We start from the raw sequence: 13,799 nt of genomic DNA, 5'->3' as shown, positions 1-13,799 counted from the left end.
TTTATTTTTGTACTAGATTTTCGTTGAATAAATTTAAAATCCTTCTGTATTCGTCTACCCAAGAATAGGTTTCCGTAAACCCATGAGATTCAACTGGAAAAACCGCTAAATCCCAGTCTTTCTTTCCTAATTCTATGAAACGCTGCGTTAATCGTACGATATCTTGAAATTGTACATTGTTATCCACCATTCCGTGTAACATTAATAATTTATCTTGTAAATTATTGGCAAAATAAATTGGCGAACTTTTTTTGTACGCTTCTGGATCGGTTTCAGGGAAGTTCAAAATGTTTGACGTATACCCATGATTGTAATGCGCCCAATCGGTCACCGAACGTAATGCAGCACCAGCTTTGAATTCGCCTGGTTCTGTTAGCAATGCCATCAATGTGATAAATCCACCATACGAACCTCCGTAAATTCCCACTCGGTTGGCATCAATTCCTAAATTTTGAACCAAATATTTTTTACCATCTAACTGATCCGATAAATCTTTTCCACCCATGTGACGGTAAATTCCCGTTCTGAAATCACGACCGTAACCATCACTAGCTCTGTAATCGATGTCTAAAACCGTGTAACCTAAATCAGTTAACATATTGTGAAACATGTATTCCCTGTGATACGTGCTCCAATAATTGTGTGCGTTTTGCAAATAGCCAGCACCATGAACAAAAATAACAGCGGCTTTGTTCTTGTTTTCTGCTTTTGGTTGGTATAATCGAGCGTAAACATTGGTTCCGTCCTCGGCTTTAAACGTTATAACTTCAGGAGTTTTCCAATTGTATTTTTTAAATTCTGGTGTAGTTGAAAACGTAATTTGTTTCAAATCCGAGTTTGGTTTATTAGCTCCTAAATACAATTCCCAAGGTTTATTTTTATAAGAATAACGCACTAAAAGCGACTTTTCGTCAGGAGATACTTCTACTTCGTAGTTGCCATCATTCGTTAAAATTCCGGTCATTTTTTTAGAGGCGATGTCTAATTTGTAAAAACTTCTGTTTCCTGGATGTGTTGTCGTTGTGGTGATGTAAAATGAATTTTTATCGTTTGATAATTTCACTTCACGAACTTCCCAATTCCCTTTTGTTAACGCTTCTTTTTTCTTGGTTTTCAAATTATAGGTGTACAAGTGTGAAAAACCAGTAGCTTCCGATTGAAAATAAAAAGTCGAATTATCAATAAAACCTAAAGTTCCGCCACTGAAACTGTAACCTGGAATTCCTGGTCCGCCAATCCAAGCTTCGTCGTGTTGGTGGTCTAATTCGTTGATTTTTCCTGAAACCAAATCCAATTGCACAATCCAACGGTGTTTGTTGTCTTGACTTCTCATTTCCAAAACGGCATTTTTCCCGTCTGGACTATACACAGGACTCATCATTACAATAGCGGTTTCGTAATCCGATTTATCTTTTAAATTATCGTATTCTTGATAGTATTTTGGTGCTTCTTTTATTCCCGATAAATTAGAAAACGAAACGTAATAGGTTGTATCTTTTTCAACATTAAAAATTCCAAATTTATGTTTGCTGAAATTAGAAGTCGAAACTTTGGCTCTTGCTTTTTCTTGACGTGTAAATCCATCAGCCGTAATGAAATTTTCAACATTTGTGGAAGTTTGACTTGGATAATCTGAAAGTCGGAAGGTTACAAATTTCCCGTCTGGCGAGGGTTTAATTTGCTCTAAAGAGGATTTGTCGTAATAGATTTCTTTTGGGAATTTTTCTTTCTTGTTTTTAGATTTTTCTTCATACCATTTGGAAGATGCTTCTTCATCGCGAACAAATTGAAACAACTCTTCTTGTTGGTTTTTTAAGAATGATTCTTCTTCTTTTAACGCTTTATTTTCTCTTCCCGATTTAAAATTGGTCAATTGAACTATCGAAAAATCTTTGGCATTGAATTGATATACATTTCTATTTTGCTGAAAAAAAATTATATGGGCATTCGTGCTTCGTTCAACTGAGTTAATTCTATCGGCTAATTGAATGACTTTTTTCGTCTTTTTAGTGGATTTGGTATACGAATATAAAACACCTTGATTTGTATAATACACCACATCATACTCTTTTTGAGTTGCCATGAAATCCAAATCGTAAATCGGATTTGAAGTCGTTACTTTTTGTGGTGTTTTTAAGGAAGCATTCCAGAAATAAGTACTATTTCCAATTTCGTTATTCGGATTCCAATCGAATAAAACGGTTTGCCCATCGATGGACCAACGGTGATTATCAGGTTGGTGCCCGATGAATTCATTTCCTTTCATGATGTCTTCTAAACGAAGATTTTGTGCCGAAACTAAACACGTAAAAAGTACTAAAACGAAATAAGAGAGTTTTTTCATTGGTAAAAATTGTTGTTCTTACAAATATACCAATAAAAGTAAATGAGGGAAAAAAGGTTTTGTTAAATGAATATGCTGTGTGGTGAATATTTCTTTGTTGTCACGGAATGTAATTCTAAGGTATCAGTAATTTATTATGTTTAATTTTTAATAATTTTTATCAAAGAAAATCTAATTGCTAAATATAATATAAGAATAGAAATAAATATAACCCACTGATTTGATTCCTTTAAAATATCAAAATTGAATGCTGTGATAAATATTATATTAATTAGAATTAACACAATAATTACTAATACCATTGTCAAAATACTAATTGAAGCTGAATCAGATGTATGCTTATCTGAACCTAGTCTATCATAAAAAAAAGTGTATAAACTTTTATAGAAATATCTTATTATTTTCATAGAATGAAATTAATCAATTCAATATATTAATGTAAATTTTTACAACTCTCACAAATATAAAACAAAAAAGTCTCGAATAAATCGGGAAAAAAAGGTTTTGTTAAATGAGTTTGTTGTTTGTGGAAAATTTTTGTGGGCACGGAATGCAATTCAGCGCTAACGGATTTATTCTACAACTATTGCATCTAAACAAGACTTTAAACATGGATATTTAATATGATTGAATGAATCTTCACTAATCAAACCTTTGTATGTACACATTAAATCAACATCTTCAACAAAATACTTCTTGATAATTATTTTTCTTTTTAAAACTTTATCTTCTTTTTTAAAGTGATAATCTTTTAAACTATCGATTAAACTTAATAAATCATTCCCATTAAATCCAGCAACTCGATAAGACATTCCTGTTTCTAAATCAAAAACTAAAACCATTTTACCATTACATTGAATTGAATAAAAAAAACTTACTATGCCAACATTATTTGGGTCGAGATTTTTATCATTATCAATAATATTTTTATCATTCAATTCTAAAGATTTAACAACAAATTTTTTTGGTAAATTAGAGCTAACATCCGATATTATTAATCTTACATTTGACATAAAAACTCTGTAAATCGAATCGTTTTTTATTGTAATTGTTTCTAATTTATTTATGTCTTTTAAATAATCAGAAGTTTTTTCTAAATAAATCCAATTCTTAAAAATGTGTTCAAAATTAATATTATGATTTTCCTGACAAAATCCACTAAATGAAAAGAAAAATAGTAATACAATAATTTTAAAAATATTTCCCATTGATATAAAAGTTAAGATGAGGCCGAGAATGAATCAATTTATAAATCTTACTCCTTAGTTAATCTAAGAACTTATTTCTAATTAATCTGGTTCATTGTATTTACAAATATAAAACAAAAAAGTCCCGAATAAATCGGGACTCTTTATAATATCTAAATTAACATTAGTTGTTCAAAGCTTCGCATTTTTGAATTTAAAATCTTTCAGATTTTTAATTATTCAAAGCTTCAGCTCCACCAACAATTTCAAGGATTTCTCCAGTAATTGCAGCTTGACGTGCTTTGTTGTAAGTTAATTTTAATTGGTTTCTTAATTCTGTAGCGTTATCAGTTGCTTTGTGCATTGCGGTCATACGAGCTCCGTGTTCTGCTGCAAATGAATCTCTAATAGACTTGTATAATTGTGTTTTTAATGATTTTGGAATCAAAGTCAACACAATTTCTTCTTTAGAAGGTTCAAAAATATAATCAGAAGCTACAACTTCACCTCCAACAATTGGAGCCAAAGGTAAAAACTGTTGGGTTCTAACAATTTGAGTCGCTGCATTTTTGAATTCGTTATACACGATTTCAATTTTATCATACTCACCTGCTACGAATTTATCCATTAACTGTTGCGCAATAGCAGCTGCATTGTCAAAAGTTAATTGGTCAAAAACACCATTTTGAACGTCAACTACATTATGTGTTTTACGTAAAACGTCGTTTCCTTTTTTACCGATAGCAAGAACATCCACTTGTTTTCCTTGGTAAGAATCAGCTACTACTTTTACTTGTTTGATAACGTTTGAATTAAACGCACCACACAAACCTCTATTAGAAGTGATTGCAACGATAAGCACTTTTTTTACTTCTCTTTGAGCTGTAAAAGCACCACCTACTTCTCCTTCAAGAGTTGCACTTAAGTTTTGTAATAGTTCAGTAAGTTTTTCTGCATACGGACGCATAGCCGTAATGGCATCTTGCGCTTTTTTTAATTTTGCAGCAGAAACCATTTTCATCGCCGATGTAATTTGCATCGTAGATGAAACAGAAGTAATTCTATTACGTATTTCCTTTAAGTTTGCCATTTTGTTAATTTGTCAATGTGCCAATTTATCAATGTGTCAATTAATTGTCTAATTGACACATTGTCTAATTGACTAATTAATTATATTTTGCTGAAATTTCTTTAGCTACGTTTTCTAAAACGTCAGTAATTTTGTCATCAAATTTACCTGCTTTTAACGAGTCTAATGTATCTCTGTGTTTTGCATTTAAGAACTCTAAATAATCTTTTTCGAATTCTTTTACTTTATCAACTGGTACATTTCTTAATAAGTTTTTAGAACCAGCATAGATAATTGCAACTTGACTTTCTACGTTAAATGGAGAGTTTAAACCTTGTTTTAAGATTTCAACGTTTCTCTTACCTTTTTCGATAACGTTTAAAGTTACAGCATCTAAGTCAGAACCAAATTTCGCGAAAGCTTCTAATTCACGGAATTGTGCTTGGTCTAATTTTAATGTACCAGCAACTTTTTTCATTGATTTGATTTGTGCATTACCTCCAACACGAGATACCGAAATACCTACGTTGATAGCAGGACGAACTCCAGAGTTGAATAAATCACCATCTAAGAAGATCTGACCATCAGTAATCGAAATTACGTTTGTTGGGATATATGCAGAAACGTCACCTGCTTGTGTTTCGATAATTGGTAACGCTGTTAACGAACCACCACCTTTAACGATTCCTTTGATAGAATCTGGTAAATCGTTCATGTTTTTAGCGATTTCGTCGTTAGCGATAACTTTACAAGCTCTTTCTAATAAACGAGAGTGTAAGTAGAAAACGTCTCCAGGATAAGCCTCACGTCCTGGTGGTCTTCTTAATAATAAAGATACCTCACGGTACGCTACTGCTTGTTTAGATAAATCATCATAAACAATTAAAGCTGGACGACCAGAATCTCTGAAATATTCTCCGATTGCAGCACCCGCCATAGGAGCGTAAACTTGCATTGGAGCAGGATCTGAAGCGTTAGCCGCTACGATGATTGTATATGCCATAGCTCCTTTTTCTTCTAATGTTTTTGCTAAAGCAGCAACAGTTGAAGCTTTTTGACCTACAGCAACATAGATACAGAATACAGGTTGACCTGCATCATAAAATTCTTTTTGATTTAAGATGGTATCGATACAAACTGTTGATTTACCAGTTTGACGGTCACCAATAACTAACTCACGTTGTCCACGACCTACTGGAATCATAGCATCAACAGCTTTTACTCCTGTTTGTAATGGCTCAGTTACTGGCTGACGGAAAATAACTCCAGGTGCTTTTCTTTCTAATGGCATCTCATATAACTCACCACCTATTGGACCTTTACCGTCAATTGGGTTACCTAAAGTATCCACAACACGACCTACCATTTGCTCTCCTACTTTAAGAGAAGCAATACGTTGTGTTCTTTTTACTGTAGAACCTTCTTTGATTCCTGTTGATGGTCCTAAAAGTACCACCCCAACATTGTCTTCTTCTAAGTTCAATACGATAGCCTCTAATCCGTTTTCGAATTGTACTAACTCTCCGTATTGAGCGTTTGATAATCCGTAAACACGAGCGATACCGTCTCCAACTTGAAGTACTGTTCCAACTTCTTCTAACGATGCACCAGATTCAAAACCTGATAATTGTTGTTTTAATATTGCTGAAATTTCAGCAGGTTTAATTTCCGCCATTTTGATATATCTTTAATGGTATATTAATTACTAAACTCTCTTTTTAAATTTTGCAGTCTGCTTGCCACAGATGCATTGTATTGTTTGTCGCCCATTCTTAAAATAAATCCACCAATGATAGCCGGATCTACAATATTTTGAATAGTTATTTTTTTATTTGAAAACGATGCAATTTTTGCCAATACTTTAGCTTCTAACTCAGCAGTCATTGGAACAGCTGTTGTTACTTTAGCTATCTCAATTCCGTTAAGTTCATCGTATAAAGCATTGAACTGTAAAGCAACATCGTTTAATAATTCAAATCTTTTGTTTGCTAAAAGCAATTGAAATAATCCTTTTGTCTCTTTTTGAGCAGAAGCAAAAATTTCATTTAAAGATGAAAATTTAATTTCCCCTTTAACAATTGGACTTTGCAAGAAGTCTTTTAATTCTGCACTTTCTTTAATTGCTTTTGCAATAGCAATCATATCTGCATTAACTGCATCTACAGAATTATTTACTTTGGCAATATCCAAAATAGCTTTAGCGTATCGAATTGCTGCTCTAGTTCCTGCCATGATATTAGTTTAATTTAGCGTCACCTAACATTTTCTCAACTAATTTAGTTTGAGCTTCCTTGTTAGATAATTCTTCTTTTAATAATGTCTCAGCAATTTCTAATGACAAAGAAGAAACTTGATTTTTCAATTCTGCCATAGCTGCATTTTTCTCACTTTCGATAGAAGCTTTAGCAGCCTCAATCATTTTTTCGCCTTGTGCTTGCGCTTCAGATTTAGCATCAGCAATCATTTTTTCTTTGATTTCTCTTGCTTCTTTAATCATCAAGTCTCTTTCAGCTCTAGCTTCAGCTAATAATTTTTCATTATCCGACTTCAAGTTTTGCATTTCTTTCTTAGCATTTTCAGCTGCTAATAAAGCGTTAGAAATTCCTTCTTCACGAGCTACAATTGAATTCATGATAGGTTTCCAAGCAAATTTAACCATTAGTAAAATTAATACTAATAAGATAATTGCTTGCCAGAAAAATAGTCCGAATGAAAAATCGTTAATTAATTTCTCCATGTTTTGAAAAATATATGTTTAAATAGTACTTTCTTTTTAAAAGCAGTACCTGTAACCAACCGTTACAGATACTGTTTTTTCTTTCTTTATTATTTTCCTAAGATTAAAGCAGCGAATGCTAAACCTTCTAATAAAGCAGCGATAATAATCATCGCTGTTTGAATTTTACCTGCAGCTTCTGGTTGACGTGCAATAGCGTCCATTGCAGAACCACCGATTTTTCCTAAACCTAAACCAGCTCCAATAACAACTAGACCTGCTCCGATTAAATTAAGAGTTCCCTCCATGATAATTAATTTATTAAATTAAACAATACTCAATTTTAATGATGATCGTCGTGATGATGATCTTGAACTGCCATACCAATAAACAATGATGACAACATTGTAAAGATGAAAGCTTGTAGGAATGCTACTAATACTTCAATAATAGAAATGAACAATGTTAATCCTAATGATATAGGTAAATCAGCTGCTAAATTTTTTCCAACAAAAATCATTGCAATTAAACTCATGATTACAACGTGACCCGCTGTAATGTTTGCAAACAAACGAATTAATAATGCGAATGGTTTTGTTAATGTTCCTAAAATTTCGATTGGCATTAAGATAATCTTCATTGGAACCGGAACACCTGGCATCCAGAAGATGTGCATCCAATAATCTTTATTTGCACTAAATTGTGTAATAAAGTATGTAAATAAAGCCAAACAAATAGTTACTGCAATATTACCTGTTACGTTGATTCCTAGCGGAGTCATTCCAAGTAAATTTAATAACCAAATTAAGAAAAACACAGTTAATAAATACCCCATGAATTTTCTATATTTTTTCTCTCCGATGTTTGGAATAGCGATTTCGTCTCTGATGAACAAAATAAGTGGTTCTAAAATTCTTCCAAAACCTGTTGGGATTGGTCCTTTTTTGTATGATTTAGCCAAACCAACGAACATTAATAATAACAACGCCGAAGCAAATAACATTGAAACTACATTTTTTGTTATTGAAAAATCTAGCGGCTTTGCATTTGTTGGATGATGGTGCTCGTCATAACTAATTGTTCCAGCAGCATCTGTTTTGTAAATTTTTCCGTGGTATAATTTGTAGAAATTTCCATCAACCTCAGCTACAGTTTCACCATGGTGAAATTTAGAAGAAGAAAACACTTTTAAACCATTATCAATCAAAATAACTGGCAATGAAAACCCATAATGTTTTCCTTCTTTTTCATCCGAGAAAAAAGTAAAATCATATGAATCTTGTAAGTGATGTTGAATGTAAGCATCAACTTTAGCTTTTTTATCTTGAGGTTCTGCAGCTGCTTCATGATGAACTTCTGCTGATGCATGAACTTCATGAGATTCATTTTTTACTGAATCATTGGAAACGTTTGCGAAACTAAATAAAGGCAACATCGCAATTGCGATAGCTGCTATTACATGAAGTGGTTTTCTTAAAATCACCATAATGATTATATTCTAAAATTTTGGTCTTAAAAATTTTTGCAAAAGTACAACTTTAATTAATATTCCAAGTTTGAAAAATATATTTTTTTGAATTTTTATTGATTTTTTTGCCTTAAATTACTTTTTGTTTAGCAATCTTATTGTAAAATAGACATCTAGACTTAAAAAAAACAGAAAAATAACGAAAAAATTAGTTTTATTAATTTGAAGCATTTCTTTATTTTGAAACAAATATCCAGTTGCAAAAAAATAACTGATTCCTACTTTTAATGTTGATAGTCCAAGAAAAGCAAATCCTAGTTGTTGTTTAGCTTGTTCATTTATTTTAATCAAAGCCATAATAATGGACAATGTCATTACTAACTGAATTGCATACGACGTGATAAATCTAGATACATCAATATGATTAAAAGAAGTTGCTATTCCAAAATGAACTAGAAAAAAAACAGTGGAAATTAATAGAATTTGAACGACAATAGGTAGTTTTTTAAACATCTTTTTTACTATTTAATTGATTTACTTGTTTAATTACATTATAGAGCGCTACAAAAACTCCAAGTAATGTTATACCCTTTAAAAAATAATTATCTGGATTAGGATATTTTTCATCAAGCCAACCACCAAGGTACGAAAAGCCAAAAATAATCAATCCCATTTGAAATGGAATATTCATAAAAACCAACCATTTGTTAGCTTGTTTCTTTTTAGAATCCATATTTGGCTTGAGTTTTTAGTTAACTCAAAAGTATTTACTTTTACTAGTTGTTATGATTAGGAGTTTCTCATTACGCAACTAGCTTCAAATCGAGCTCCTGGCTCTACTGCTAGCTTTCCTACAATTACTTCTCCTACTATATGTGCTTTAGACTTTATATTGAGCATTTCTTCTATTACTAATTTTCCGGAAAATTTGCCTTCAACATCAATATTTTTGCATTCAATATCTCCTACCACTTCACCCGTTGGACCAATTACAATTTTTCCTTCAGATGAAATATTCCCCGTTAACTTTCCGTCTAATCTTAAATCAGCCAATGTAGATATATTACCATTGATTGTTGTGCCTTCAACAATTCTGTTTGTTTTTCCTAACAAATGATCCTGGTTTTTTACTTTATCAAACATTATATTAAGGTTTTAGGATTATTATTTATTCATCAATATCCATTCTTCCAACTTCTTTTTCATTTGAACAATTTTATAATCTTCCGTTGAAATTATGTATACTTTATCTGTTAATTTGTAATTTTTATGCAATTGTAAAACAGCTAATACTGAAATTGCAGCATCTTTATTATCAAAACCATGAATTACAATAAAATTATCTGATAAAGTATAAATATCTTCAGATGATTTTAAAGCTACTGCATTCGTATCTTTTATATATTTAGTAATCTTTTCTATTACATTTTTAGCATCTTTATCATAAGGAAACTTCTTAGGGAAAATTATCTTATAACTTGTTGGCTCTTGCAAACCAAAGTCTAGCGCTTCAATTAAAGGTACTTCCATTTGCAGAATTTTTTCAGCTTGTTTTCCTTCTAATGAATTAGGATAAGTTAATGCAACAAAGTTTAAGGCTTTTTTATATTCTTCTACTCCTTTTAAACGTCCTAGAACTTTTGCCTTTAACATTTCAAATTTTGGAAGTGATTCTTCTCCTGTAAATTTGAAAATGGCTTCTTCTAATTCGGTATAAATTTCCCTTAATTGATTGTTCTCAAATTGTTTGTATAAAGCATTGAACACCATTTCTGGATTATCATTATCTGTAACTTCATTTTCAGGATTGTTTATAATTTGAGCATATCTACTATTTGGATATTTAGCTAAAATTTGATTTTTCATATCTGCCGCTTTTTCGGGCGATATCTGCTGATAAATTTTATATAAATTATACATTGAAGGCAGCACTAAACGTTCTTCTGGATTGTTTTTTAATAGTTGTTCTAAACGTGATGCTGCTAAATGTAATTCTTTAAATTTCTCTTTGTAAATTACTCCAAGTTGGTAGTAGGCAAAATTTCGGTCTTTAGCTAAACTATCTAATAACTTTTGGTCTGTAGGAATTTGGGACAAATAAAACTGAATGTCGTATTTTGGATTTATTTCACCTTTAGCACCTCCATTTATTTGGTCACCATCTACCAAAGTATCATTAACTGTTTGGCTAAAATTAGTATTGGAATTATTTACGGAAAGCCTCCAATTATCTTGTAATGTTCTTTTTCCCCAAATAGCTTGAAATTCTTTCTTTCCAAATTCAACTGCTACCGGATTATAAAAATAAAAACTACTTGTGTTGTTGTCCACCATCATACCAGGAGGCATCATAGAAGGTCCGCCAACATCAACATTTAAATCTTTTTTTCCAGATGGATTTATTTTATCAGGAGAAATTGCATTATTTGCTTGAATATTCGCTTCTTTTTCTGCTTTTTCTGCAGCAAGTTTTGCTTTCTTCTCGTCTTCTATTTTTAATTTTGCAATGTGACCCTCAAAATAGGATGTTCTTTCTAAATCACTCATTGCCACAACTTTTAAAATACTATCATTTTGTTGAGCAATAGTTTCATACTTAATTACATCTTCTAGATTATCTCTTTTTTTCTTGATTTTTCGATATTCTCTAGTTCTATCATTAAGTTGAATTAATGTACTATCATAGTACTTACCGGCTGTTTTATAAGCTGCTTCTTTAAAGAAAATTTCACCTAAATTTCTGTAATTTGAAGCCACTAAATACTTATCTCTTGATAGTGATTTTACTGATTTATTATAGTATTTTTTTGCTTTTTCATTTAACCCTAACTTATCATAAAATATTCCCATTTGATGATGTAAAATATCTAGATACGCTCTGTTCTCTCTATCTTCAATAAGTTTGTTAAATTTTTCAGTAAAAACTAATGTATCTCCTTTAGAATAATCAAACTGACTGGCTTGTTTTGCATGAGCTTGAATAACATATCTTCTCGGAGATTTTCTATTCATATCTATAACCTCCTGAAAAGCAAAATAAGCACTGTCGTTATATTCATAACTTTCATAAAGTTGCCCTAGAATAAATGTATACCGTGCTTTTTCGTCGTTATTATTTGTTGCTTCTTTTGCAATTTTTAAGGCTACAATTGCGGTATCATTAATTTTTAAATTAATATAAGCTTGTGCCAACATGGCATTAGCATCAGCTAAATCCTGACCTTTTATTTTTTTATCTTTTAAAAGTAATTTTAGATTTTTTATTGCTAAATCTTCATTATCTAAACGAATATTTACTTTTTCTCTCCACACTTTAGCATGATAAATTCTATCACTTAATGGGTATTTATAAAGAATGTAATTTAAAGCTTCAAGAGATGGAATAAATCGATTTTCGTAATAACGTGCTTTGGCTAATAAGAGATACGCTTCATCCATTTGTGGATTTCTTTCAGTACCCGCAATATTCATAGAATGCTTTTGAATAGCTTTAACTGCTTTTTCTTCAGCACGTTCAAAATTTTGATTTTTAGTTTGTCCTGGTAAAATAGCTTCTTCAGCATCAGAAGTTCTTTCTACTGGTAATAGTTCCCAGAAATTATCTCGATACGTAAGTTTTAATTCTTCAATTCCTTTTTCTAAGGCGATATTACCATTATATAAAACGTTATATTCTGTAGTAACTGCATGAAAATTTCGATTGATAAATTTATCTTTTTTGACAGAACAAGCTATCAAAAAAAACAAGAAACCAACCGCAAAAGAGTATTTAAATAAATTGCTTTTCAATGTTAAAGGTATTTGTACTCTAAACTACTAAAACGGTATTTTAGTATGTATAGAATGGTAAAAATACATTTATTTTTTGATGTGAAAAAAAATAGGCGATTTTTTATTAATCAAAGACATTTTTTAAGTCTTTAATTACCTTAAAGGCAACATCTATTTGATCATCACTAACAATTATTGTAAATTCATTAGTTGTTGAAATTACCTCATGAATGATAATTCCTTCCCATGCTAATCTTTGAAAGATATAATAATAAACTCCTGGTGTTGAAATATTTTCTTGAGGCAACTTAACGGTAATAGAAGAAAGATTTTCAATCTTATGCGTTAATTTCTCATTCTTAAAAATAGTTTCTATGAGTTGCTCAACAGAAGCGCTAATTACAATATTTGTTTCGTTTACACCTCGAGAAGAGGTATAGAAAATATCTTGGTTTTTATTAATCTCAGAAATCAATTTGGCTTGATTATCTAAAAGAGTATCTGAAATGATGTAAGTGAAATCTGTAAGTGAAGAACGAACTGTAATTTCACCAATATTCTTTAATACTTTTGAAATTTTATAATTGATTTTAAAATCTAATTCCTCAGAAAGTCTTTTTAAAGACATTACCACTGCTCCTTGTTTAACATCTTTCCCTAAATGTGCCTCTAATTCAGGCATCATTATTCGGGCTAGCGAGGTTAAGTTGATAATTCCTTGAGAAAGTGAACTCAATAAAAAAGGCTTAGATTTAATGTATTGTTCTACTACTGAAGATATTGTTTTCATTTTTTTATAGTTTGTTTGGGGCAAAGATAAAAATAAAAAACAAATTGTTATAAATTTAACATTAAAAATAATAAAACGCTTCTTCAATATGTTCTATAACAAATTCTGTGTTTTCTTTATGAATTGCAACAATGTCAAATCGAACTTCAACATCTAAGTCATTTTGAATAACATATTCATTTACAGCTTTTAACAATAATTGAATCTTTTTGGGTTTTACAAAATCTTGAGGTAAACCAAAATCAATGCTCGAACGCGTTTTTACTTCTACAACTGCCAGAATATTATCTTTTTGAGAAATAATATCGATTTCGGCTTTGTCAAAAACCCAATTCGTTTCCAAGATTTCGTAGCCGTTTTTTTCTAAGAAATCAACTGCTAATTCTTCTCCAAGTTTTCCTAAATCGTTGTGTTCTGCCATTTTTCAATGTGTCAATTATCAATGTGTCGATAT

General features: G+C 31.1%; 14 protein-coding genes. All 14 read right to left on the bottom strand.

Annotation, left to right across the window (positions count from 1 at the left end; translation table 11 throughout):
* Nucleotide 1: 1 nt before the first annotated feature.
* Nucleotides 2-2,344, bottom strand: a complete 2,343-nt coding sequence (locus tag LOS86_RS01000; RefSeq protein ID WP_231842810.1) for a S9 family peptidase — start codon at nucleotides 2,342-2,344, stop codon at nucleotides 2-4.
* Nucleotides 2,345-2,916: 572 nt separating this feature from the next.
* On the bottom strand, nucleotides 2,917-3,552 hold the full coding sequence (locus tag LOS86_RS00995) for a hypothetical protein (RefSeq protein WP_231842809.1): 636 nt from the start codon (nucleotides 3,550-3,552) through the stop codon (nucleotides 2,917-2,919).
* A 211-nt stretch (nucleotides 3,553-3,763) separates the two neighbouring features.
* A complete protein-coding gene (gene atpG / locus LOS86_RS00990) occupies nucleotides 3,764-4,621 on the bottom strand; it encodes an ATP synthase F1 subunit gamma (protein ID WP_231842808.1) in 858 nt (285 codons plus the stop codon).
* A gap of 76 nt (nucleotides 4,622-4,697) precedes the next feature.
* Complete coding sequence (atpA, locus tag LOS86_RS00985) at nucleotides 4,698-6,275, bottom strand: F0F1 ATP synthase subunit alpha (protein ID WP_231842807.1); 1,578 nt, start codon at nucleotides 6,273-6,275, stop codon at nucleotides 4,698-4,700.
* Nucleotides 6,276-6,298: 23 nt separating this feature from the next.
* A complete protein-coding gene (gene atpH, locus LOS86_RS00980) occupies nucleotides 6,299-6,832 on the bottom strand; it encodes an ATP synthase F1 subunit delta (RefSeq protein ID WP_231842806.1) in 534 nt (177 codons plus the stop codon).
* A gap of 4 nt (nucleotides 6,833-6,836) precedes the next feature.
* The gene (locus LOS86_RS00975; protein WP_231842805.1) at nucleotides 6,837-7,337 is read right to left on the bottom strand and encodes a F0F1 ATP synthase subunit B; all 501 of its coding nucleotides are present in this window, start codon (nucleotides 7,335-7,337) and stop codon (nucleotides 6,837-6,839) included.
* Nucleotides 7,338-7,426: 89 nt separating this feature from the next.
* On the bottom strand, nucleotides 7,427-7,624 hold the full coding sequence (gene atpE, locus LOS86_RS00970) for an ATP synthase F0 subunit C (RefSeq protein ID WP_057670617.1): 198 nt from the start codon (nucleotides 7,622-7,624) through the stop codon (nucleotides 7,427-7,429).
* A 35-nt stretch (nucleotides 7,625-7,659) separates the two neighbouring features.
* Complete coding sequence (gene atpB, locus LOS86_RS00965; RefSeq protein ID WP_231842804.1) at nucleotides 7,660-8,802, bottom strand: F0F1 ATP synthase subunit A; 1,143 nt, start codon at nucleotides 8,800-8,802, stop codon at nucleotides 7,660-7,662.
* Between the two features lie 117 nt (nucleotides 8,803-8,919).
* Complete coding sequence (locus tag LOS86_RS00960) at nucleotides 8,920-9,297, bottom strand: hypothetical protein (protein ID WP_231842803.1); 378 nt, start codon at nucleotides 9,295-9,297, stop codon at nucleotides 8,920-8,922.
* Nucleotides 9,290-9,517, bottom strand: coding sequence for an AtpZ/AtpI family protein (locus LOS86_RS00955; RefSeq protein WP_231842802.1), 228 nt, complete (start codon nucleotides 9,515-9,517; stop codon nucleotides 9,290-9,292). The genes LOS86_RS00960 and LOS86_RS00955 overlap by 8 nt, the downstream gene beginning before the upstream one ends.
* 56 nt (nucleotides 9,518-9,573) lie before the next feature.
* Nucleotides 9,574-9,927: a bactofilin family protein gene (locus LOS86_RS00950; protein WP_231842801.1), complete on the bottom strand. Its 354-nt coding sequence runs from the start codon at nucleotides 9,925-9,927 to the stop codon at nucleotides 9,574-9,576.
* A gap of 21 nt (nucleotides 9,928-9,948) precedes the next feature.
* Entirely contained in the window at nucleotides 9,949-12,573 is a 2,625-nt protein-coding gene (gene porW / locus LOS86_RS00945) for a type IX secretion system periplasmic lipoprotein PorW/SprE (RefSeq protein ID WP_231842800.1), read from the bottom strand.
* Between the two features lie 106 nt (nucleotides 12,574-12,679).
* Nucleotides 12,680-13,345, bottom strand: coding sequence for an aspartate kinase (locus LOS86_RS00940; protein WP_231842799.1), 666 nt, complete (start codon nucleotides 13,343-13,345; stop codon nucleotides 12,680-12,682).
* Nucleotides 13,346-13,406: 61 nt separating this feature from the next.
* Nucleotides 13,407-13,766, bottom strand: coding sequence for a YraN family protein (locus LOS86_RS00935; RefSeq protein ID WP_231842798.1), 360 nt, complete (start codon nucleotides 13,764-13,766; stop codon nucleotides 13,407-13,409).
* Between the last annotated feature and the right edge of the window lie 33 nt (nucleotides 13,767-13,799).

This window comes from Flavobacterium cyclinae, from assembly GCF_021172145.1.
Lineage (GTDB): Bacteria > Bacteroidota > Bacteroidia > Flavobacteriales > Flavobacteriaceae > Flavobacterium > Flavobacterium cyclinae.
Note: the sequence above shows the minus strand (reverse complement) of the source record. Positions and strands in the feature narration are given on the sequence as shown.

Bases quoted from the DNA above. Each gene is read 5' to 3' on its own strand.
- LOS86_RS00950 (WP_231842801.1), bottom strand. From the start codon at position 9,927: ATGTTTGATAAAGTAAAAAACCAGGATCATTTGTTAGGAAAAACAAAC.
- LOS86_RS00995 (WP_231842809.1), bottom strand. From the start codon at position 3,552: ATGGGAAATATTTTTAAAATTATTGTATTACTATTTTTCTTTTCATTT.
- LOS86_RS00975 (WP_231842805.1), bottom strand. From the start codon at position 7,337: ATGGAGAAATTAATTAACGATTTTTCATTCGGACTATTTTTCTGGCAA.
- atpE (WP_057670617.1), bottom strand. From the start codon at position 7,624: ATGGAGGGAACTCTTAATTTAATCGGAGCAGGTCTAGTTGTTATTGGA.
- LOS86_RS01000 (WP_231842810.1), bottom strand. From the start codon at position 2,344: ATGAAAAAACTCTCTTATTTCGTTTTAGTACTTTTTACGTGTTTAGTT.
- LOS86_RS00940 (WP_231842799.1), bottom strand. From the start codon at position 13,345: ATGAAAACAATATCTTCAGTAGTAGAACAATACATTAAATCTAAGCCT.
- atpB (WP_231842804.1), bottom strand. From the start codon at position 8,802: ATGGTGATTTTAAGAAAACCACTTCATGTAATAGCAGCTATCGCAATT.
- LOS86_RS00960 (WP_231842803.1), bottom strand. From the start codon at position 9,297: ATGTTTAAAAAACTACCTATTGTCGTTCAAATTCTATTAATTTCCACT.
- atpH (WP_231842806.1), bottom strand. From the start codon at position 6,832: ATGGCAGGAACTAGAGCAGCAATTCGATACGCTAAAGCTATTTTGGAT.
- atpA (WP_231842807.1), bottom strand. From the start codon at position 6,275: ATGGCGGAAATTAAACCTGCTGAAATTTCAGCAATATTAAAACAACAA.
- atpG (WP_231842808.1), bottom strand. From the start codon at position 4,621: ATGGCAAACTTAAAGGAAATACGTAATAGAATTACTTCTGTTTCATCT.
- LOS86_RS00935 (WP_231842798.1), bottom strand. From the start codon at position 13,766: ATGGCAGAACACAACGATTTAGGAAAACTTGGAGAAGAATTAGCAGTT.
- LOS86_RS00955 (WP_231842802.1), bottom strand. From the start codon at position 9,517: ATGGATTCTAAAAAGAAACAAGCTAACAAATGGTTGGTTTTTATGAAT.